General features: G+C 49.0%; 17 protein-coding genes and 3 pseudogenes. 9 read left to right on the forward strand and 11 right to left on the reverse strand.

Translation table 11 applies throughout. The annotated features are described in order from the left end of the window. Positions 1-2: 2 nt before the first annotated feature. Both KME12_00490 and KME12_00495 read right to left on the reverse strand, forming a co-directional pair. A complete protein-coding gene (locus KME12_00490) occupies positions 3-1,328 on the reverse strand; it encodes a four-carbon acid sugar kinase family protein (protein ID MBW4486247.1) in 1,326 nt (441 codons plus the stop codon). A 2-nt stretch (positions 1,329-1,330) separates the two neighbouring features. Beyond that, positions 1,331-1,978 carry a hypothetical protein gene (locus KME12_00495; GenBank protein ID MBW4486248.1) on the reverse strand — a complete coding sequence of 216 codons (648 nt, stop codon included), beginning with the start codon at positions 1,976-1,978 and terminating at the stop codon, positions 1,331-1,333. Positions 1,979-2,257: 279 nt separating this feature from the next. Between KME12_00495 and KME12_00500 the strand changes: the two genes are divergently transcribed. Continuing rightward, positions 2,258-3,064 carry an alpha/beta hydrolase gene (locus KME12_00500; GenBank protein MBW4486249.1) on the forward strand — a complete coding sequence of 269 codons (807 nt, stop codon included), beginning with the start codon at positions 2,258-2,260 and terminating at the stop codon, positions 3,062-3,064. A gap of 29 nt (positions 3,065-3,093) precedes the next feature. After that, complete coding sequence (locus KME12_00505; protein ID MBW4486250.1) at positions 3,094-4,845, forward strand: GAF domain-containing protein; 1,752 nt, start codon at positions 3,094-3,096, stop codon at positions 4,843-4,845. A 118-nt stretch (positions 4,846-4,963) separates the two neighbouring features. On the opposite strand, the gene KME12_00510 is transcribed toward KME12_00505, so the two are convergent. Beyond that, the gene (locus KME12_00510) at positions 4,964-7,186 is read right to left on the reverse strand and encodes a phosphoketolase (GenBank protein MBW4486251.1); all 2,223 of its coding nucleotides are present in this window, start codon (positions 7,184-7,186) and stop codon (positions 4,964-4,966) included. A gap of 411 nt (positions 7,187-7,597) precedes the next feature. On the opposite strand from KME12_00510, the gene KME12_00515 reads away from it, so the two are divergent. The 3 genes and pseudogenes from KME12_00515 to KME12_00525 all read left to right on the forward strand — a co-directional run bounded on the left by KME12_00515 (position 7,598) and on the right by KME12_00525 (position 10,274). Then, positions 7,598-8,680, forward strand: coding sequence for a class I fructose-bisphosphate aldolase (locus KME12_00515; protein ID MBW4486252.1), 1,083 nt, complete (start codon positions 7,598-7,600; stop codon positions 8,678-8,680). Between the two features lie 85 nt (positions 8,681-8,765). After that, positions 8,766-9,932, forward strand: a complete 1,167-nt coding sequence (locus KME12_00520) for a pyridoxal phosphate-dependent aminotransferase (GenBank protein ID MBW4486253.1) — start codon at positions 8,766-8,768, stop codon at positions 9,930-9,932. Between the two features lie 123 nt (positions 9,933-10,055). Then, a pseudogene (locus KME12_00525) lies at positions 10,056-10,274 on the forward strand (DUF433 domain-containing protein). A 344-nt stretch (positions 10,275-10,618) separates the two neighbouring features. Here KME12_00525 and KME12_00530 read toward each other — a convergent pair. From KME12_00530 to KME12_00555, 6 genes and pseudogenes are all read right to left on the reverse strand, one after another. Beyond that, positions 10,619-11,044 (reverse strand): GFA family protein, encoded by a 426-nt coding sequence (locus KME12_00530; GenBank protein MBW4486254.1) that lies wholly within the window; start codon positions 11,042-11,044, stop codon positions 10,619-10,621. Between the two features lie 130 nt (positions 11,045-11,174). After that, positions 11,175-11,957: pseudogene (locus tag KME12_00535) on the reverse strand (class I SAM-dependent methyltransferase). 198 nt (positions 11,958-12,155) lie between these two features. After that, the gene (locus KME12_00540) at positions 12,156-12,647 is read right to left on the reverse strand and encodes a hypothetical protein (GenBank protein MBW4486255.1); all 492 of its coding nucleotides are present in this window, start codon (positions 12,645-12,647) and stop codon (positions 12,156-12,158) included. Between the two features lie 120 nt (positions 12,648-12,767). Further along, positions 12,768-13,124 carry a nuclear transport factor 2 family protein gene (locus KME12_00545; GenBank protein MBW4486256.1) on the reverse strand — a complete coding sequence of 119 codons (357 nt, stop codon included), beginning with the start codon at positions 13,122-13,124 and terminating at the stop codon, positions 12,768-12,770. Between the two features lie 181 nt (positions 13,125-13,305). Continuing rightward, positions 13,306-14,244, reverse strand: a complete 939-nt coding sequence (locus KME12_00550) for an ADP-ribosylglycohydrolase family protein (GenBank protein ID MBW4486257.1) — start codon at positions 14,242-14,244, stop codon at positions 13,306-13,308. A gap of 168 nt (positions 14,245-14,412) precedes the next feature. Beyond that, entirely contained in the window at positions 14,413-14,856 is a 444-nt protein-coding gene (locus KME12_00555; protein MBW4486258.1) for a hypothetical protein, read from the reverse strand. A gap of 265 nt (positions 14,857-15,121) precedes the next feature. Here KME12_00555 and KME12_00560 point away from each other — a divergent pair. Next, a pseudogene (locus KME12_00560) lies at positions 15,122-15,254 on the forward strand (phage integrase N-terminal SAM-like domain-containing protein). Positions 15,255-15,383: 129 nt separating this feature from the next. Continuing rightward, complete coding sequence (pyrC, locus tag KME12_00565) at positions 15,384-16,421, forward strand: dihydroorotase (protein ID MBW4486259.1); 1,038 nt, start codon at positions 15,384-15,386, stop codon at positions 16,419-16,421. A 265-nt stretch (positions 16,422-16,686) separates the two neighbouring features. Here pyrC and KME12_00570 read toward each other — a convergent pair whose 3' ends face one another. Then, positions 16,687-17,250: a PEP-CTERM sorting domain-containing protein gene (locus KME12_00570; GenBank protein MBW4486260.1), complete on the reverse strand. Its 564-nt coding sequence runs from the start codon at positions 17,248-17,250 to the stop codon at positions 16,687-16,689. Positions 17,251-17,492: 242 nt separating this feature from the next. Then, positions 17,493-18,347: a fatty acid desaturase gene (locus KME12_00575; protein MBW4486261.1), complete on the reverse strand. Its 855-nt coding sequence runs from the start codon at positions 18,345-18,347 to the stop codon at positions 17,493-17,495. 196 nt (positions 18,348-18,543) lie between these two features. Here KME12_00575 and KME12_00580 point away from each other — a divergent pair, with 196 nt between their 5' ends. Both KME12_00580 and ggt read left to right on the forward strand, forming a co-directional pair. Continuing rightward, positions 18,544-19,788 carry a TetR/AcrR family transcriptional regulator gene (locus KME12_00580; protein ID MBW4486262.1) on the forward strand — a complete coding sequence of 415 codons (1,245 nt, stop codon included), beginning with the start codon at positions 18,544-18,546 and terminating at the stop codon, positions 19,786-19,788. Positions 19,789-19,798: 10 nt separating this feature from the next. After that, positions 19,799-21,352, forward strand: coding sequence for a gamma-glutamyltransferase (gene ggt, locus KME12_00585; protein MBW4486263.1), 1,554 nt, complete (start codon positions 19,799-19,801; stop codon positions 21,350-21,352). Positions 21,353-21,356: the final 4 nt, after the last annotated feature.

The raw sequence follows: 21,356 nt of genomic DNA on the forward strand, positions 1-21,356 counted from the left end.
TTCTAGCTAGGTTTGCTAAGCCGACGATAAACTGTGGCTAAGCCATCGGCATCCCCTACATTGCCAGGAAACAGCACCACAGGCAAGCTAGGAAAGAGAGGATGATTCGCGGGAGTGCAAACCATTGAGCAGCCTGCTAAGACTTGGCCTAAGAGTCGAGCTGTGGTTAAGTTTAAGCCAGTGCTCAACACGTCATTGGAGGTAATGCCGCCTTTACTAATCAGGAAGCCAATCTCACGGGGTAATCCGCGCACTACATCCATTAGCAAGGCTGAAACCGCTGTACCAAAGTCTAAGCGTACCTGCACATCCTCAAAGGTCAGCTCTTGCCGACTGGTGTAAACCACGGGCGTTTTCCCAGCGACATGAGCCTCACGGACAGCCTGCAACGTTTCGTCTAAGAGGGCCGCGCGACTGGCAGCAGCACCATCTCTCAGCCGCGCTACTTCGACCTCAATCCCGACAATGCCTGGTTCTTGCAAGAGTCGTTCCAGCTGCTCGGTGGTTTTTTGGACGTGGGAACCCACAATGACTGCCCCTGGTTTGCCATCTCTGGCGTACTGGGCCATATTTTCTGGTGGAGTTGGCTGGGGAGGCAAGGCGGCTAGAGCGGTGAGCAAACTAGCGGCACTACGAAATAAAAACCGCTTTCCTGCGGCTGCGATCGCCAAAATATCAGATGCAAAGTGATTTAAGTCGGTTTGGTTTTCTGCATCGACTACGCCGCATTGATTGTGGTTGAGCTGTCTCAGGCGATCGCGTACCCCAGCTTGAATGTCAGCCGTGAGAAATCGCTCAACTTGATCAGCGGTGATACGCCCTTGAGTTTTCTCCTCCACATAATCGGGCAAGTAACTGTGCTGATAAGCGAACACAGAGTCACGGGCAAATTCTGTTTCATGTACCGGAGTAGGCACGCCATCCATCATTAAGTAATGGATGCTGTCCCGCGTGAATCTTCCCCCCTCGAAGAAAGCAGGGACAAGAAAGTGAGCATCAAACGGCCCCAACTCCTCCGCGATCGCATCGGTTTCTACAGGATAGTGACCGCGCAGCGTGGAGTCAGAGCGGCTAACGATCAAAAAATCTTGACTATTCTCTAGGGCGATTGCCTGCTTTAAGTTTTGACAAGCTTCTCGCGTCACGGTTGTAGCTTCTTCCGGCGACAAGGCGCGAGTGTTGGTCAAGACAAAAAAGATGGGAGACTCATCCGCTAACCCGACTCGCAGCGTTTCTACATCCCAGCGGGTCAGGAGCAAACAGCTATGGACAGTCTGCGATCCGGTGGGATCGTCATCGAGAACAATAATTTTAGGCTTGGTAGTCATGCTCAACTGAATCGCTGGTTTTGTAACTTCTTCATTTCTGCTTGCACATCGACTGCGATGTCCAATGCCTGATTCAGCAATCGTCCATGTTCGCTAGCTTGATCATTAACTTGTAAAGTCGCTAAGGCTGTCAAGTTATTGTCAAATAAATCTGAATGTCGAGCCATGAAGCGGTGATTCGTTCGCAAAATTCTTTCAGTTTTCAGCGCTCGGACTAAATCAGATCTGGTGAGTTCTAAGGCTTCAATCACCTGCTCTCGGTTGTGCAGAGCTACTTCTGAGTTACCTGCTGCTTCAATTTGGTCGTTGATGTCGATCGCCTTAATCACCGCGTTGTAACGATCCACATCCATCACTAAGTTAATCAGATGGCGATTTTTACGGCTAAAGTGAATCGTTTGCACATCATCCACTACGAGTCCTACCACGGCACTCAAATGTAGGACGATCAGGAGAAATGTGTGGTGAGCAAAATTTAGTGATAAAACCCAATAGCTGAGAGCGAGAAGGGCGATCGCAATTAGAGTCCTGAGCAATTCCCAGCTAATTTGTCTTCGGGTGGGAGGAATCAGCAAGTCGCCACGCCGCACGCCGCTCAGCCGTCGCAGCTCGCCTTTGGTAATCTCTAAGCCCTGTAAATCCGCTCGCATCCGTCGATGCCCCCTAATTAGGTCTAGCAGGCTGTGCTTTGTTTGCTACTGCTCATGATCTTAAAGTTCATGATCTTAAGTTTGACTCCTGCCCCGCCTCGGAGGTTTCACGGTAAATCAAACTTCTCGACGTTGCCAATTATTAGTGGTTGATCTCTCGTCTCTCTTGCTGGTGATCTCTGGGCGATCGCACCGCTGTTACAGTTGATTGCAACGCCTGAGCAGTTGTAGATCCGCTCAGAACGCCTGGGAAATCTATAAAGATCAGTGAGAAATAGAATGGCTCAAAACATTTTTCTGCGGAATAATGTGAACGTCCTTGGAAAGGGTACGCAACCAATCCTGTTCGCTCACGGATTCGGGTGTGATCAAAATGTATGGCGTTTTGTCACATCAGCTTTCGAGAATGATTACAAAGTCGTTTTATTCGATTATGTCGGGTCTGGAAAGTCAGATCTTCAGGCTTATAGCCCTGAGCGCTACAGTGACCTCAAAGGTTATGCCCAGGATGTGCTGGATGTCTGCACCGCACTGGATTTGCAGGACGTGATTTTTGTTGGGCACTCGGTGAGTAGTGTCATTGGCATCTTGGCATCGATTCAAGCTCCCCAGCGCTTCAGCCATCTGATTCTCATGGCTCCTTCGCCCTGCTATCTCAATGATCTGCCGGACTACCCAGGCGGATTCGATCGCCGAGACATTGAAGACCTGTTGGATCTGATGGATAAAAACTACATCGGCTGGGCCAGCTTTCTCGCTCCAGTGATTATGCAGAACTCAGAACACCCAGAACTGGCTCAAGAGCTTGAGACTAGCTTTTGCTCCACCGATCCGGTAATTATGCGTCGCTTTGCTGAGGTTACCTTTTTCTCTGACAACCGCTCTGACTTGCCTCAAGTAACCGTGCCATCGCTGATCCTGCAATGCTCTGAAGATGCGATCGCTCCGACTGAGGTAGGCCATTACATGCATCACTATTTGAGCGAAAGCGCCTTGCAAATCATGCAGGCAACCGGGCATTGCCCCCATATGAGCCATCCAGAAGAAGCCATTCAGCTGATGCAGGACTATTTGTCTGTAGCTTAGGATACATAAAGCCCGCAATTTCTAAGTTTATGGTGTGCCAGATAGACGGGCTGCTCAATACAGCTCCCTGCGGTTTCCTCTCATTTACAGACAATGGCACCATTGCAATGGTTAATGCCACCCTGTCTAAATTGCTGGGATATGAGCCAGATCAGTTAGAGGGGCTACCCATCGCATCGATTCTACCGATCGCCAGCCGCATCTTCTATCAAACCCATCTCTTTCCACTGTTGAAGCTGCTCGGCAAAGTTGAGGAGATTTATCTCTTGTTGCGCTCTAAGCAGGGAAATGATGTCCCCATGCTGATTAATGCGGTGCGGCAAGAACGAGATAACAGCTGCTCCAACGACTGCATCTTTGTTCCCATTCGCCAGCGCATCCAGTATGAAGACGAACTGCTGCAAGCTAAGAAAGTAGCAGAAGCCGCTACTCGCGCCCAGAATCAGGCTAACGCAGCATTAGAGCAAGCTCAGGCAGCATTGGAACTTAAGCAGATAGAGCTATTGGAGTTGAATGCCAAACTGGAAGAGCAAGTGCAGCAACGGACGGCTCAACTGCAACAAGCCTTGAATTTTGAGTCATTACTGCAACGAATTACAGCCAAGGTCCGTGACAGTTTGGATGAGCAACACATCCTCCAAACAGCCGTACAGGAATTAGGAGCGGGATTGGGCGTTGAGTATTGCGATGTCGAAATCTATCAGGCTGACCACACGCGAGCTACGACTGCCTATGAATCTCACCAAACTTTAGCTGCCGCTCAAGGGTGGTTTTTGCAAATCACTCCTGCCTCTCCCTCGAATGTTGCTTTTTTAGAGAGGGAAGCTCTGCAATTTTGCCCTATTACTCCAGATAAAGCGCCTCCTAATGTCAGCCAATTAGTCATCCTCGCTTGCTCTATTTACGATGATCAAGGGGTTTTAGGGGATCTGTGGCTGTTTAGGCGAAAAGAAGAAAGCTTTAACGACTTAGAAATCCGACTGGTACAACAGGTAGCGAATCACTGTGCGATCGCCCTGCGCCAATCACGCTTATATCGCGAAGCTCAGCGACAAGTGCAAGAACTGGAACGGTTGAGCCAGCTCAAAGATGATTTTCTTAACACGGTTTCTCACGAACTCCGTACCCCCATGTCTAGCATTAAACTAGCCACTCAAGTGCTAGAGGTAAACTTGCAAACGCTGGGGCTGTTTGGCGATGAATCCCATGCGATCGCCCGTTCTTGCAAAATCATTCGCGAGGAAGGCCAGCGGGAGATGGAGCTGATTAACAATCTCCTCGACATGGCTCGACTAGATGCTGATACCGAGCCGCTTAACCTTGCTACGATTGATCTTCAGCTTTTCATTCCTTATTTTATAGAGCCGTTTGTTGAGCGAATTCGTCATCAACAACAACACTTTCAGATCAATATTCCTGACAATCTGCCACCCTTAACCACCGATATTGCCTATTTAGAACGAATCTTGATCGAGCTGCTGCATAATGCTTGCAAATATAGTCCTGCTGGAGCCGCGATCGCTTTGTCCGCTCAAGCAACTTCAACCGCACTAGAAATTCGCGTGAGTAATTCTGGAGTTGAGATTCCAGCCGCAGAACAGGAGCATATTTTTAGCAAGTTTTACCGCATTCCCAACCACGATCCCTGGAAGTATAGCGGGACAGGGCTGGGGTTAGCGCTGGTAAAGAAGTTTGCCGATCGTTTAGGGATCGCCATTCGAGTGGAAAGTGGTGGCGGCGAAACTGCCTTTGTTCTGGAGTTTGCGATCGCCTTGCCATAAAACCTAACCCCCAACCCCTTCCCTGCAAGGGAAGGAGAGCCAGATTCAAAGTCCCTCTCCGTGTCGGAAAGGGGTTAGGGGAGAGGCGGTGCAAGGGGTAGAACTTGGAGGTTTGGTTTTAGTGAACCAACTCGATCGCGCGTTTGGCGATCGCTGCCGCAGTCAAACCATTAAAAGCCATTAATTCTCCGGCACTAGCAGTGGTTTCACCCCGCTTCCAGGCAAAGGTGTCTCGCTTGCTGGTGCTGCGGAGCATGATTGGCTCTAGCATGCCACTGGCACCCCCAGTAATGCCGAGCAGGGCATCGCCGCCAAACAAGGCTGCAAAACCAGCATCATCCAAGAATGTACCGTCGGCTTCAGAGCAGGTGTCCCAAGCCACATCTGAGGGACGGTAGAGGCGACGAGGATTGATAATTGAGACAACGCGCACCGCTAGTCCTTCGGTTTCCAAGAAAGTCGCGGCTTCTAGAGCGGGAATCAGGGTCATATCACCAATCACCGCTAAGACTACGAGCTTGCCGCCTTCCGTGCCAGCAATTTCTTGCAGCGTCACGGCTCCTTGCTCCAATCCTTGCTGAGCTTGGGCAAATGTGGTGCGAATCGGCAAAGGTGATTTGCTGGCTGTGATCACCACGCCTTTGTTCTTGGTCGTCAAAGCCCAGTCGTAACAAACTTGGATGCTGTTGGCATCGGGTGGGAATAGCGGAAAGACATTGCCATTCCGCATCATCGCAGCGAAGTACGCTTCCACTTCCGGGCGTTGGTGGGTCCAACCGTTGCGGCCTTGCTCCAAGGCTCCAGCCGTAAACAGCGTCACGGTAGAAGGAGCCGGGCGGCGCAGTTCAGACATGGCTTGGGTCACCGTCTGCCAAATGGGTAAGCCGTTGATCGCAAACGATTCGTAAGAGCACCAGAGCGTGCGACTCCCCATCAAAGCTAACCCTGCGGCCAAGCCTGCACAAGCATCCTCGCTGAGGGGTTCATAAACCTGACCTGTGGGGCTTTGGTTGTAGAGGTCGTCGGTAGTGGGGTGAATAATCTTCAGCGCTTGGTTGATATTGGCAATTCCCGAAGCTTCGTTGCCGTCAGCGTTCGTCACAATATAGTTGCGATCGCGCTGCCCTACCGCCGCCACCAATCCTCCCATCGCTGTCGTAGAAACCTTGGGTTCACCGCCAACCGAATATTCTTCCAGCGGTAGCTTACCAAGTTCAGGCAGAGGCAGTTCCAACTCAGTCACCGCAGTCTTGGCTGATGGTCCGCCGTTCGAGCGAGAAAAATTCGTCCGCACCAGTTCCCAAGCCTTTGCAGGCAAAGCGCGAGCTTGCAACGCTGCCACAATATCGGGGTTGTCGAGGGTGTGATGGGCATAAAGATTGTGAGATTTAGACCCACGAGCATGTACCCCAGCGCCCTTGAGTTGCTTAATGATGAAGACCGTTAACTTGCCATTCAGCGCCAACTGAGCCGCTTTATCAACTCCAGCTAACACCGCCTCCGTGAATGCCAACCGCTGCTCAAACGAAAAAGCCGTGCTATCCACATAGGCTCCAGGTTGGTTTTGGTCATCGAAAGCCTTGGCATCCACCAAAATCACTTCCTCAAACCCGTTACCGCGCCAGTAAGCCAGCATTTCCTCGTTAGACTTCAGCGACACCATGCTGTGGTGTTCTTGGCTAAAGCCATTCCAAACCAACACAGGTAAGAAATTGGTCGCTTCCGGATAAGCCGTATGGAAATGCGCCATCGAACTCATAATGTAAGGCTCACCCAAGCCCCCATCGCCCACCGTGTAAGGAAACAGCGTATTGCGGTGTAACAGCGCCGCCGCCATCGCGAAGTGTTGCCCCTGACCCAATGGCCCCGCCGGAGCCAAAATGCCCGGAATAAAGCCCGACAAATGCCCTAACAGCCCATGCTTCTCCCGGAAGCGATCGCGCAACTGCTGCACCGTCTTGATGCCCATATCTTCCAACGAGCGATCGAGGAACATCGCACTGTAGAAACCAGGCGCATGGTGCCCCACCTCCGTAATGATGTTCTTGTGCCCCAACATCACCAACGCCGCATAAGCCTCCGCTTGGCTGGCAAACCCACCAGGGTGTCCCGAAGCCTTACTCGCCGTCACTTGCAAAATTAGGTAACGTAACGCATCCGCCGCCAACATCGTCTGATAAACCGCCGCCCGATCAGTCGAGTTGGCAATCGCCCTCTGCCCCTCCGCGATCGCAGGCATTTGGCCATAGGCATCAAACCCAGGCACCGTATCACCGAAATGTTGAATGCCTTCACAGAAAGCAGGAGTAGCTGACATGGGATTAGGAGTGACTGCGGTCATGCTGAGATACCTGTTACCTGGTGCAATGTTGAGTCTGGTCTGGATTAACTCATTCCCATAGTACAAGGGTGAGGAGAGAGGAGTGAGGGGTGAGGGGTGAAAGTAGGAAGGATGAGGGATGTTCGGCCCTGCCGTTCGCGAAGCGTAGGATGAAAGGGGGTGAGGGGTAAGGAGTAAGGGGTGAGGAGTGAGGAGTGAAAAACTTAACGATCCCAGGTATCGAAACACCCACACTTAGCTTCGTTTGGAGGGGGTCTGGGGGACGCAACCGTCCCTCAGCGGGGGTTTGGGGGCGAGTGCCCCCAAGGCTCGGATTCTTCCAAATAAATACACCTACCCCCTAGACAACCTGATTACCATAGAAAGGACAACGAACCATCCGCGTTCTGAAAAAGTTTTGAGGACAAGCGTATGACCGCTACAGTATCTGTGCCTCAGTCACTCGAATCTTGGCTTGGAGACGAAGCCGAAGACCTCTTAACCCACAAAGCCAAAATCTCCAAAGACCTCTTACACCTACCCGGACCCGATTGGATCGATCGCATCTTTGCCCAAACCGATCGCTCCTCCCAAGTCTTGCGGAGTTTGCAACAGCTCTACTCCTATGGCCGCTTAGCCAACACAGGTTACTTGTCGATTTTGCCTGTAGACCAAGGCATGGAACACTCCGCTGGTGCTTCCTTTGCCCCCAACCCCATCTACTTCGACAGCGAAAACATCATTAAATTAGCGATCGCCGCAGGCTGCAATGCCGTGGCCACAACGCTGGGAGTGTTAGGCAGCGTGTCTCGCAAATACGCCCACAAAATTCCCTTCATTCTCAAACTCAACCACAACGAACTGCTCACCTACCCCAACAAATTCGACCAGATCATGTTTGCCTCAGTCGAGCAAGCTTGGAATCTGGGAGCCGTTGCAGTAGGAGCCACGATTTACTTCGGTTCTGAAGAATCCGATCGCCAGATTCAAGAAGTGAGTCAAGCCTTTGCCCTAGCTCACGAATACGGCATGGCCACCATCCTTTGGTGCTACCTACGCAACGATGCCTTCAAGCAGGACAAGGACTATCACCTGGCAGGCGATCTGACGGCCCAAGCCAACCACCTCGGCGTCACTATCCAAGCCGACATCATCAAGCAAAAGTTGCCCGAACTCAACCACGGCTATCAAGCAGTTGCCCAAGCCACAGGCAAAAGCTACGGCAAAACCCATGAGAAGGTTTATTCCGAACTTACGACCGACCACCCCATTGACCTGACCCGCTATCAGTTGCTCAACTGCTACGCCGGACGAGCGGGCCTGATTAACTCTGGGGGGGCTTCCGGTAAAAATGACTTTGCCGAAGCCATCCGGACTGCCGTGGTGAACAAACGGGCTGGGGGTTCTGGTTTAATCTCAGGCCGCAAGACCTTTCAGCGTCCATTTGAAGAAGGGGTGAAACTATTCCACGCCATTCAAGACGTTTATTTGTCGTCGGATGTGACGATCGCCTGATGATTTCTTTGTGATTGACGCTTTGGGATTTGGGATTTTGGATTACTCTAGGAATCTGAGATCTAATAACAAATCTGAAAGCGCAATGAAGCTGGCAGCACGAGTGGGGCAGGTATCACCTTCTTTGACATTGGCGATCGCTGCAAAAGCGAAAGCTCTGAAGGCCGAGGGCATTGATGTGTGTAGTTTCAGCGCTGGGGAACCTGACTTTGACACCCCCACGCATATTAAAGAAGCTGCCAAGCAAGCGCTAGATGAGGGCAAAACTAAATACGGGCCAGCGGCAGGGGAACCGAAGTTGCGAGAGGCGATCGCCCAGAAACTGCAAACCGAGAATCACCTAGCCTACCGAGCTGAACAGATTGTCGTCACCAATGGTGGCAAGCATTCGCTGTTTAATCTCATGCTGGCTCTATTGAACCCCGGCGATGAGGTGATTATTCCTGCCCCTTACTGGCTCAGCTATCCAGAAATGGTGAAGTTGGCCGCAGGAGTGCCCGTTATCCTTGAAACGGATGCTGCCAGCGATTTCAAAGTTACCCCAGACCAATTGCGCCAAGCCATCACACCTAGAACTCGACTCTTTGTTCTGAACTCGCCCTCCAACCCTACAGGCGTTGTCTACACCCCCGACGAAATTCGTGCGATCGCTCAGGTAATTGTCGAGCAAGACATCTTAGTAGTTTCTGACGAAATCTACGAAAAGATGATCTACGGCGACGCAGAACATCTCAGCATTGGTGCGGTGAGTCCAGAAGTATTTGAGCGCACCATTGTTAGTAACGGTTTTGCCAAAGCCTACTCCATGACAGGGTGGCGGATTGGCTACTTGGCAGGCCCCACAGATTTAATCAAGGCAGTCAGCACGCTGCAAAGCCACAGTACTTCCAATGTCTGCACCTTTGCTCAATATGGGGCGATCGCAGCTTATCAAGGTTCCCAAGATTGCGTCGAAGAAATGCGGCAAGCCTTTGCCCAACGCCGCCAAGTGATGCTAGACCACCTCAACGCCATCCCTGGTCTGAGCTGCCCCCCACCCGACGGAGCTTTCTACCTGTTCCCTAACATCAGCAAGACTGGCCTCAAGTCCTTGGAGTTCTGCGACAAATTGCTAGAAACTCAACAGGTCGCCGTCATTCCTGGTGTCGCCTTCGGCGCAGATGACCACATCCGTCTCTCCTACGCCACCGACATGACCACGATCGAAAAAGGGATGGAGCGTTTAGCTGAGTTCGTGCGATCGCGTCTTTGAAGTAAAGGGATGGAGGGGCGATCGCTGGGTGATAAAAGGCGATCGCTCTTAGTGTTATTGCAACGCTGAAGGAAGCTACCTTAGACTTAAACAATCACTTGGACTCTGGGGCTCGCAAGCGTCATGGGCGATCGCGACATCATCACCATCGAACCCGATAAGCGAGGCGGTAAGCCCTGTATTCGACGCATGAGAATTACTGTGTACGATGTCTTAGGGTGGCTAGCAGTGGGTATGTCTCATGCTGAAATTCTAGAAGACTTCCCCGAATTAACAGAAGCAGATATCCGAGCTTGCCTAGAATTTGCTGCTGACCGTGATCATCGTTTAGTAGCCTCTGTAGGTCGGTGTGCAACGGGCTTGTTAGACCATACCTCACCGATCGCCTATGCTCAGTATTCCCAACCTCGTGAAGCGGTCTAACGGTGAAGTTGTGCGGCGGCGGATGTCTTTCAGCGCTCACTGATAATCTTTGTTCCGTCCGCACCAACACAGTGTTAGGTAACCCAACCAGAACACGCTTCTGTAGCTATCACTGAGTAACTTTACCAAGGGCTTACTTCAGAATTTCACCATTCGACACTATCGAGTGTCTTTCGGCAAAGGTTTAGAGGAATCCCAAGCAGTATCTTCGCCTTCCAACTCAATTTGGTTCGTCCGATGGGCTGAACCAAATGTACATATCGTTACGCTTGTGTGGCCGGTGAGGGGGACTGCGAAAAGTGTGGCAATTCCTCATTCATGCAAACCCAGGAGGCTGCGCTTGATGTCCAAATGTCCAGCGCAGGAGAAAAATCGCTTTGGTCGTCAAACGTTGTAAAGCGTATGGATGTGAAATCTGGCATCGCTTCGCCGGTTGTGAACAAGGGACTACCGCAGTTCGAGCAGAAATTTCGCGTTGTCTGAGAGCCACTTGACGCGCGAACAGAGTACTCTTTCGGTGAGCCAGTGACTTTGATGGACTTTGTTGATACGACTACGCCAGATGCAAACGGTGCTCCACTGGATAGTTGGCAATCACTACAATGACAATTCAGCATTGCCAGAGGCGCACTGTAACACTCGTAGCGTACGGCACCGCAAGCGCAGCCTCCTGAAAATGGAATATTCATAAAAGATCTCTTTGCTTGGCTCTTCGTGGATTCTAGTGAGATTTTGAAAGCCTAACGGCAAAGGTCAGCGGCTGCAAAAACCTTTGCAACTCAACCGACCATATTGGTACATTCCGGTGCAGCGCGATTGTTATACGGCTGGACGATGAACAAAGCGATATCCAACATCATACTGACTTTGCTGGCGCAGATGTCCATACTTGCGATCCCACCTGTCCCTCTCTAAATCTTTTCCTAAGCGGGATAGACCACTATTTAGCTCATTATGGTCAATCTTGCTAAACGAAGAGATGCCTTTGCGAATACCACTATCTAGGTACAGTTCCGGTCGTGCCCAACCAACGGCTGCAAATGAATCCGACAGATCGTTCGGTAAAGGAAAAGGAATCACATTCACCACACCATCTGCGATTAATTGAATCTCCTCTACTAGCTTTGGAATTGGCAAAAATGTGGATTCAACGTCTCTAATAAACGAGGGAAAATACTCAGTCAACCAGAAGCTAGAAATCATTAATGGATCGTAAGTGAAGAAAACTATTTGTCCATTACCTACAACCCTGTGAATCTCATTCAGTGCTTGTCGATAATCGGGAAAATGGTGAAAAGCAAGCATGATGATAGCTGCATCCACTGCTTGATCGGGTAATGGCAAATTCTCAGCATATCCATCGATCCATTCAATTTCAGGATGGGCGATCGCCTGCCTCCGCATAGCCTATGACGGCTCCATTGCAAAAACGCGATACCCATGCTCAGCTAAAACACTTGCGTAAGATCCTGTTCCAGCACCAATATCTACAACGGCAGAAGTTTGGGAGGATAGCAAAATCTCTAGCAATTTTTCAGCAATACGCGAATCACTTCTTCTTGTTTGAGCATAGGTTTTTCCAATAATGTCATATAGTGCCATCCTGCCTCCTCAACTTATTGCAGTAAATTTAGCACTTGCTCCACATTTATCGCCCAACAAGCAATCTGGAAGTACAGCCCCAACAGATAACTGAAAGCCGTATAACGACCCCAGTTAGCGGTTGCTAATAACTTGGAACCCAGTACTAACGGCGTTCGTCAATCCGCTGCACTGGGCTTGTTAGACTAGCTTTTAACGTCAAAAGGTGATGGGCAATTCAGCTTCTGATTGCTTAGCTTTTTCATACATACTATTAAGTGACTCTTCGATCAAATCGATGACGGCATCAATGTTTGAAAGCTCTTCAGTGCCAAGTATCTTGTTTTGTCCTCTAATGGCTGTCTTTCCATGCGAAGTATCGCTAATGTATAACTTAGCTTCCTTCACTGTGAGATCAGAATGAGCATGAATTTGATCTCGAGCATTAATTATTCTCCTATGTAATTCAATATGCTTGGTGGGAATGTGTGACTCATCAAGCTTATAGGAGGTGGTTTTGCCCTTAGAGTTTAGTACGCTCCCATAGGAGCATTTATACGGTTTGGAGTACTGGATTAAAGCAAACTGAAAAGCAGCACCTACAAGAGAATTGCCTTTACACTCTCTGATCTCTTGTAAAAGCCGCCAAGCATAATTGAGATCGTCTATACAGTAAGCAAAATGTAAATACTTTTCCTCTTGTTCAGTCACTATACCTCCACAAATTGTTCAGTTGAGCGGTCTAACGCTCCCGATCACTGGGCATGGAGGAATTTTGGTTCTAACGATGGCTTGGATTCGTTCCGGTACAGCGGGCTTGTTGGGCGACAATTACACTGGTGTTTGCTGGTGAAGTACCAACTTCCACGCTCCGCCACTGAGTTCATATGTGCTATTGATCAGTGCTATGTATGGCTCGCTACCTTCACGGTGTGCAGTCACCCTGTATATGAGCACTTCAGCACTTGCTGATAATAAAATTACTCGCGGCTCTTCAATTTGAAACGATTTCCAGGGTTGGGCGGCTAAGGATTGCAAAATTTTTTCTTTTCCATTGATAATCATCCCGCCTGGAAAGACCATGACTGCATCATCACGGAGAACGGAACTGTAGAACTTTTTGCTCGCTTCTACTCCCGTTGATAGGGCTTGCCATCCTTGCTCTTCGAGATTAACCAGGTCTTGCATTGTGCTCACTCATTCCGTCCAACAACCACCCTAACTCCTGCACGCTCAACCGACAAATTCAAAATACTGCCCCACTAGTAACTCAAGCAGCCCAACGGCTCAAATCAGCAGCAGAGATAACCTCGAACTTAGCACCAGTGGCTCTCAACTGTCCGCTGCATTGGGCTTGTTATGCTGCTTTTCACTGGTAGATTGCCACTTCTAGACGATTTGCTAAAGCAATAATGTCGTCCTTACGAGCAATTGTATTCATCCACTCCACCGGGATACCTTCAACTCCATAGTAAATACTTGCCAACCCTCCAGTGACTGCTGCTGTAGTATCTGTATCCTCACCCAAATTAACAGCCTTTAGAACTGCCTCTACATAAGAGGACGTATTCAGAAAACACCACAAACTAGCTTCTAAGGTATCAATTACGTAGCCTTCAGAGTTAATACTCTCAATTGGTAGAGCATCAATTTGACCGCTGAATACTCGTTCAAAATGAGTTCTCTCCTGGCTGTAAGGATATCTTTGGTAAAACAAATCAACTCGGTCTAACCCTTCTTGATACGCTACTTGAGGATTTCTACCCTCCAATAGAGCAATGGCGACACTGATATAAATACCACAAGCCATTTGTGAACGAGGATGCGCGTGAGTAATGCAAGAAACTTGATGAACTCGTTCAAGTAACACCGAGAAATCCCAAGTTTTATAGTAATAGGCTAGTGGCAAGATTCGCATCAAAGAGCCATTGCCATTGCTCCGTTCTACAGTGTCTCCTGCCCGTAAAGGGGGTACTCCTCGACGCAGTTTCTCAATTGCCATTTGTGTCGTAATTCCAATGTCAAACACTTTTCCTCGTGCAGTCCACCTCTGCTCGTAATACCAGTCACAGAAGGAATCGGCAATCGCCTGCAACGAAAAGCCATTACAGAGAGAATCAGCTAGACAGAAGGTTAGAGAACTATCATCAGACCAAGTACCAGGAAGTTCATTCCAAGCATTGTGGCTGTTCATATCAAGAACAGGGTGTTGAGTTCGTTCTTCACGAGTTGAAAACTCAACGGGAACGCCAAGAGCATCCCCTATGCAAAGACCCATTAGACCAGCTAGTACCTTTGAGTGTTTCATAGGATCAACAATACTTTTCACTGCTCCCACATTGGCCGCAGTCCGTAATCTCAAAGATTTGGTTGGCAGTATAACGACCAAGATCACCCGCCGCCGAAAGCGCAGCGAGGAACGAGCGAAGCTGTAGGCGGTCGGGTGCAGCGCCTTGTTCGGCGGCTTGTTGACGAGCTATATCCGCCATTTCTCGTTGATTTCGATGCCCTCTTTGTGAATCGTGTCTGCCCAATACTTCACAGTATCTAATCTCACACGCTCTTCGTTTGATAAAGGTTCTGGGCGAATTCGCTCAACAGCTTCATGGATGGGAGCTATACCAAACTGCTTATACAAATACCAAGGCACTTCCTCAAGACTGATGTCCCATCCAGGCGACAACATAGCCCTGACAGCTTCTTCACAACTGATTTGGCAAGTCGGGTTTAGGTCAAACAAAAGATTGCCAGCGTAATAAATTGGAAAACTCGGCGTTTGATAAGGAGTTTCGACAGCAACCCAATAAAGGCCATGAAACAGTTCCACTTCATCCATTTGGCGCAGTGCTTCCCGAAGTTGCTTATACATTTCGTCATCTTTGGTTGACCTGACTAAAGGTAAAACATCGTCACGATTCATAGAAATAAGTTTCACTTTCAACAAGGCTGCGCGCAAGCCGCCGAACTATTAATAGGCTGAAAATTTCTGCATAAGATCCCAATTAGGGTAAATAGGCAGCAATAATCTGTCTAAGATTCTAAATGTACTACTTATGCAAAATGCAAATTATTTCTGCATAATACGCCGCCCAAGCTGAATAGCGAGAATCTTTCCGCACATTTTCAGATCCCCTACGTAGGCGATCAGATGTACTATTAAATGCGCAGTACATCTGCTTATCACTATGCAACCACCTCCTGAGAGATTGCTGGATCAGGTGCGGGATGCCATTCGTCTCAAGCATTACGCCTACCGTGCTGAAAAAAAACTACGTGCAGTGGATTCGCTGCTACATCCTGTTTCATAATAATCGTCATTTCAGCACCAGCCCGTTCCCTGAACCATCCTGCCACATCTCCCGCGATCGCCTTTCATAACCTAGCGATCGCCCTGATAACAATTCTCCTCAAGGCATCACAAAGCACTAGCGGTTTTATAATTGGGAGATGCAAAAGCTTACGATCACCCGACCTGACGACTGGCATCTACATCTACGCGATGGTGCGGCACTAAAAGCGGTTCTGCCTCATACAGTGCGTCAATTTGCCCGCGCGATCATCATGCCGAACTTGAAGCCGCCAATCCGCACGGTCGCTGATGCTGCGGCCTATCGCGATCGCATCCTTGCCGCCAATCCGACAGGCCAACAGTTTGAGCCCCTGATGACGCTCTACCTCACCGATAACACGAGTCCCGAAGAAATTATCGCGGCTAAAGAATCCCAGTTTGTCAAAGCGGTCAAGTACTACCCAGCGGGTGCAACGACCAATTCAGACTTCGGTGTGACGGATATTCGTAAGTGCGATCGCGTCTTTGAAGTGATGCAGCAGGTAGACATGCCTTTACTCCTGCATGGGGAAGTGACCGATCAAGATGTTGATATGTTCGATCGCGAGAAAGTATTTATCGAACGGCATTTGATCCCTCTCAAGCAGCGATTTCCCAATCTGCGTGTGGTGCTTGAGCACGTTACCACTTCAGACGCTGTGCAGTATGTTCTGTCTGCCAACAATGTCGCTGCAACGATCACGCCACAGCATTTGTTGTTTAACCGCAATATCCTATTTCAAGGTGGCATTCGCCCCCATTTTTATTGCCTGCCAGTTTTGAAACGTGAGGAGCACCGCCTCTCTCTTTTGCAAGCAGCAACCTCTGGCAATCCTAAGTTTTTTCTTGGCACCGATAGCGCTCCCCATCCCCGCGATAGCAAGGAAAGTTCCTGTGGGTGCGCGGGTTGCTATTCAGCTCTGCACGCGATGGAGTTATACGCAGAAGCTTTTGAGAGTGTTGATGCACTCGATAAACTTGAAGCTTTCGCCAGCTTCTATGGGCCAGATTTTTATCAACTCCCGCGCAATACCGAACAGATTACTTTGACCAAAACGACCTGGCGCGTTCCCAATGAAGTTCCATTCACTGAAGCTGGGCTTGTGCCCTTAGGGGCAGGTCAAGAGATGACGTGGCAATGGCGTGACGCGGCGTGACAGAAGTTAATTGATTGGGATGATCGTGTACCGAGTAAAAAGAAAAAGTCTTCTTTCTGTTCAACGCTTTGGAAGAGTTGAATTTCTGAGGTGGTTGTCTGTGTAAGTTCTTTATCCATAATCCATAATCATTTATACATACATGACATTAAATTCTCAAGTTTTCATAAGCAATGCTTACTCTACTCGCTTAAATTTTTATCACCTTCACTAATAAGCTGTAATACCAATTCTCTATGCATCCTTAAGTTGAATTGGTATTAGATTAGCAACTGCGCAGGAAACGCCCTTTCAGTTTATAAGCCATCCCCATTACTGCTAGAGTGCCTAGCAAAACTCCAGGCTCAGGAACTTCTACGGGTGGGTTTTCGGCAGGAACCAACTCTGCTGTAAATGAGCCCCTGGTTTCAGATGGGAAAAATAAGTCCTCAATATACCTTTTTTCAAACCGCTCAAAAAAGAGAAAAGAGCCTGGAGCCTCCACAATGAAGGGGGAGAAAATTGCGTCGGAGCTGACTTGAGCAATTGAGCCTAAAGTCTGATTGAAACCTAAAACAAAACTAGGGCTAGCTGGAACATAGTTGCTTAATGTAAGCGATTTACTTTGGGGAGTTAAAACCTGGAAATCGGTAATCTCAAAGAACCCTGATCCTAGAGCCTTGGAGTCATCAATTTGCAGTGTGCCTGACCCAGTTCGGCCCGAATTATCTTCTATAAAAGACAGATTAAAGTTGAGCGAAGCTGCTTGAGCTGGGAGAGCCTGAAAAAGACTAGTACTCAAGCAAGTGAGGCTGAAGGCTGCTAGTGCAGATTTTGCTAATTGTTTCATCGGTAGCTTCCCTGGAATATAAGGCTGATTCTTTCTTGTGTCCAATTTATTTGGTATTGCGGGGGCTGTCTAGATTTGCTCTATGTATATTTACTGTTGAAAGGTGAGAATGTTGACAAAACTTAAATGTGGGTAGCTAAAATCTGCTAATGAAAGGCGATCGCCTCTCTTGCCTAGATCCTTTTACAAAAACGAAAAAAGGCACAGCAGGCTGCGCCCCTCTATTAACTATCGAGTTGTATTTAACTCGCTGTTTTTGCTGCGGGTGGCATCACCACTTTCTTCGCTAAACCAACGGTTTGCAGCGCTTTGATTGCCCACCAAGTGACATCAACTTCCCACCAATGGCGACCAGCGGGGGCAACATTGGGTTGAGCATGGTGGTTGTTGTGCCAGCCTTCGCCGTAAGTAATGATGGCTGCCCACCAAAGATTGCGAGAGTTGTCTTCCACTTCGTAAGTGCGATAGCCACGCAAATGAGTGATCGAGTTGATAAACCAGGTGCTATGCCACAACAGCACTGCGCGTAAAAATAGACCCCAGATCACAAATGACCAACCGCCAATCGCATAGAGCGCCAGCCCCATCGGAATTTGCAACAACACATGGTAATTGTCGAGGAAGCGGTAGTAAGCGTCACGAGCTAGATCGGGGGCGTAGCGGTAGTACTTTTCGGCCTTGAAAAACTCATCACGCGGATAGAGAATCCACAGCATGTGGCTCCACCAGAAACCGCGCTTGGAAGAGTAGGGATCTTTATCAACATCCTCTGCAAAGGCGTGGTGTTGGCGATGACCGGCGATCCAAAAAATAGGCCCGCCCTGTAACGCTAAGGCTCCGATGGTAATGATGATGTACTCCAACCATTTGGGTACTTGAAAACTGCGGTGGCTAACGAGCCGATGATACCCTAAGCAGATTCCGATACTACCAAACAGCCAATGGAGGAATAGCGTGACGCCCAACGCCGACCATGAAAAAAACCAGGGTGCCAGTAAAGCGAGGGCGTGAAAGCTCCCGAAGAAGAGCACATTAGACCAGCTCAACGATAGGGATGGCCTGCCTATAGCAGCAGGCGCAATGGAATTAGAGGTCATAAATTTCCTTTTGAATGCCGTATTTAACCAGTGCTGGGGAGTTTCAGAACTGGTGCACGCGCCCTCGCTATTCACTGGCTGTGCCTTCGTTCGATCGAAATCAAAAAAGACCGCTACAGTAGGAGGATGCAAGCTATACTTGCACATTTTAGCAATCCCATTCAACAATTGCAAGTGGTACTTGCATTCCTAGTTTATGTCTGCTCAACGAAGTCCGACGCGCCAGCGCCTTATTAACGCGGCCATTGAGCTGTTTACGGCTCAGGGGGTCACCGAAACGACCACAAGACAGATTGCCGAATTAGCGGAAGTCAATGAAGTCACGCTGTTTCGGCACTTTGGCAACAAGCATGGCCTTTTGCTGGCAGTGCTAGAAGACTCTGGAATGTTTACCCAGCTGGGCGAGTCTCTGATTCAGCAAGCTAACCGAACTAGCAATATTGCCCAGACTCTTAAAGACTATGCTAATGCTTGTCTCCAAGCGCTGGAGCGCGTGCCAGACTTTGTTCGCTCTGTGGTTGGGGAGGCGGGTCAGTATCCTGCCGAAAATCGCCAAGCTTTGGGGCAAGGCATCACAGAGGCAAATCGCTATGTTGCCGAGTATTTAGCCACAGTAATTCATCAGGGGCATTTGCGAACTCTCCTTCCGGCAGAAAAATTAGCCAGTCTACTCAACGGGATGTTGTTGGGATATGCCGTGATTGAGTTCACTAGCGAGTTTCACGAACTCTGGGACAGCCGAGATGACTTTTTAGATAATCTGGTGGAGCTGTTTTTGCATGGGGCAGTATTTCAGTCGGAGGCGCAGCTAGAAGCGATGAACGCTCATCCGGAGGAGGCGATCGCTCCTTTAGTTCGTCCTGAAGTGGTATCAGATCTTCCAGCGCCTATGGTTCACGCAATTTTGCAACAAGCAAAAAAACGAGGGTTGCAACAATATGCGATCGCTTATGTGCTGTTTGCGGCGGGTTTGAGCGTGACCGAAATTGCTTCCTTGCAGCGATCGCAGCAATTTAGTGCCACTGAGCAACATTGGTTGCAAGTGCTGCGCAATGGGGTGAGGCAAGTGCCAGTCAACCAGTGGATCTTAGGCCAACGCTATGGCACCTACACCCGCAATCCCCTGACTCACTGGCTCAAAAGTCGTAAAGATGCCCAGACTGCTTTGTTTCTGGCGACGACGGGAGAACCGATTTCAGAGGTGGAAGTGCGATCGCAGTGGCAGCAGATGACGGAGAATTTATTGACCCCGGAAGGGCAGCCACCCCAGATTGAGCAAGTCCAACAAACTTGGTGTGTAGAAATGCTGATGCGAGGACTGAGTTTAGAAGACCTAAGTATGCTAATTGGTTGGGATATCACTCAGTTGCAAGCTTATGTGCAGCGAGCCAAAACCAAAGCTGCTCTAGAGCAAGCCATTCGCCTCGACCAAAAAACCTAAAATTTAGTCTATGCCAAACCCAACTCATGGTGTAATTGCTGCGGGACATGCCAAAACAGCCGAAGCAGGGCTGGAAATGTTGCGCTTGGGCGGCAATGCTTTTGATGCCGCGATCGCAGCGGTAATGGCAGCCTTTGTGGTGGAACCCACCCTGACTTCTCCCGCAGGAGGTGGCTTTCTCCTAGCGCATACGTCTCAGCAACAAGATATTTTATTTGACTTTTTTACTCAAACACCTCGTTATAAAAAGAATCCTTCCCACCTGAATTTTTATCCAGTTGATGTTAACTTTGGCGGTGCTATTCAAGAGTTTCATATTGGCTTAGGCTCGATGGGTGTACCAGGAAATGTGGCTGGTATTTTCCATGTGCATCAAAAGTTGGGTCGGTTGCCATTTCAGGCGATCGCGGAACCTGCCATTCACTATGCCAAAAGAGGAGTGGAAATCTCTGATTTTCAATATTTCTGCTTTCAAATTCTTAGCCCCATTCTGACTGCTTCTCCAGAATCACGTCAAATTTTTGCCCCCAATGGTTCTCTTGTGGCACCTGGAACCAATTTGGTAATGCCCGACTTGGCAGAGGCTTTAGATTACTTAGCTAAAACAGGGCCGGATGGATTTTATCGAGGCGATATTGCACATCAAATTGTTCAAGATTGTGAGAATTTTGGTGGTTATCTAACTCTCGAAGATTTGCAACAGTATCAGGTGATTGAACGTCAACCACTGGCGATCAATTATCGAGATAATATCTTGCTGACTAACCCCACGCCTAGCTCTGGTGGTACTTTGATCGCTTTGGCTTTAGAGCTTCTATCTGCGATCGACTTGGCGAATTTTAAGTTTGGTAGTGCCGAGCATTTAGATGTTTTAGCTACGGCGATGCGACTGACGAATATCGCTCGTCGAGAGCAGTCTGACCAGCTTTGTCAGCAGCAAGATTCTCAAGCCTTTCTAGAGGCGGTTCAGGTGGAAATGTATCAAGCTCAATTGCTGGATGTCGCGAATAAATGGGGTAGCACAACTCACCTTAGCGTAATTGATGATGAAGGCAATGCTGCGAGTGTGACTACTTCCAATGGGGAAGGTTGTGGTTATGTAATTCCTGGCACTGGCATCATGATGAATAACATGTTGGGGGAGGAAGATTTGAACCCCCAGGGATTCCATCAGTGGCAGGAAAATACTCGCATTGCGTCCATGATGGCTCCTACCATTGTGCTAAAAGATCAACAGCCAGAAATTGTTTTGGGTTCTGGGGGTTCCAATCGGATTAGAACGGCGATTTTGCAAGTAATTTCTAATATTTTAGATTTTCAAATGCCAGTGGGGGTAGCAGTAGATAGCCCGCGAATTCATTGGGAAAATTCTGTGTTTAATGTTGAGCCAGGATTTAGTGAAGCGGAGTTGGAAAAACTGCATCTTCCGGCTGATGATGAGCTGGTGTTGTGGCAGCAGGAAAATATGTTTTTTGGTGGGGTGCATACAGTGATGCGAGATGCTGCTGGGACCATTACGGGCGCAGGCGATCGCCGCCGTAGTGGAGTGGTGCTGGCTTGCTAATTTG

Origin of the sequence: Trichocoleus desertorum ATA4-8-CV12, from assembly GCA_019358975.1 — a bacterium.
GTDB lineage: Bacteria > Cyanobacteriota > Cyanobacteriia > FACHB-46 > FACHB-46 > Trichocoleus > Trichocoleus desertorum_A.

Bases quoted from the DNA above. Each gene is read 5' to 3' on its own strand.
- KME12_00490 (MBW4486247.1), bottom strand. From the start codon at position 1,328: ATGACTACCAAGCCTAAAATTATTGTTCTCGATGACGATCCCACCGGA.
- KME12_00510 (MBW4486251.1), bottom strand. From the start codon at position 7,186: ATGACCGCAGTCACTCCTAATCCCATGTCAGCTACTCCTGCTTTCTGT.
- KME12_00515 (MBW4486252.1), top strand. From the start codon at position 7,598: ATGACCGCTACAGTATCTGTGCCTCAGTCACTCGAATCTTGGCTTGGA.
- KME12_00530 (MBW4486254.1), bottom strand. From the start codon at position 11,044: ATGAATATTCCATTTTCAGGAGGCTGCGCTTGCGGTGCCGTACGCTAC.
- KME12_00550 (MBW4486257.1), bottom strand. From the start codon at position 14,244: ATGAAACACTCAAAGGTACTAGCTGGTCTAATGGGTCTTTGCATAGGG.
- KME12_00500 (MBW4486249.1), top strand. From the start codon at position 2,258: ATGGCTCAAAACATTTTTCTGCGGAATAATGTGAACGTCCTTGGAAAG.
- KME12_00575 (MBW4486261.1), bottom strand. From the start codon at position 18,347: ATGACCTCTAATTCCATTGCGCCTGCTGCTATAGGCAGGCCATCCCTA.
- KME12_00580 (MBW4486262.1), top strand. From the start codon at position 18,544: ATGTCTGCTCAACGAAGTCCGACGCGCCAGCGCCTTATTAACGCGGCC.
- KME12_00545 (MBW4486256.1), bottom strand. From the start codon at position 13,124: ATGCAAGACCTGGTTAATCTCGAAGAGCAAGGATGGCAAGCCCTATCA.
- KME12_00570 (MBW4486260.1), bottom strand. From the start codon at position 17,250: ATGAAACAATTAGCAAAATCTGCACTAGCAGCCTTCAGCCTCACTTGC.
- KME12_00505 (MBW4486250.1), top strand. From the start codon at position 3,094: ATGGTGTGCCAGATAGACGGGCTGCTCAATACAGCTCCCTGCGGTTTC.
- pyrC (MBW4486259.1), top strand. From the start codon at position 15,384: ATGCAAAAGCTTACGATCACCCGACCTGACGACTGGCATCTACATCTA.
- ggt (MBW4486263.1), top strand. From the start codon at position 19,799: ATGCCAAACCCAACTCATGGTGTAATTGCTGCGGGACATGCCAAAACA.
- KME12_00520 (MBW4486253.1), top strand. From the start codon at position 8,766: ATGAAGCTGGCAGCACGAGTGGGGCAGGTATCACCTTCTTTGACATTG.
- KME12_00555 (MBW4486258.1), bottom strand. From the start codon at position 14,856: ATGAATCGTGACGATGTTTTACCTTTAGTCAGGTCAACCAAAGATGAC.
- KME12_00495 (MBW4486248.1), bottom strand. From the start codon at position 1,978: ATGCGAGCGGATTTACAGGGCTTAGAGATTACCAAAGGCGAGCTGCGA.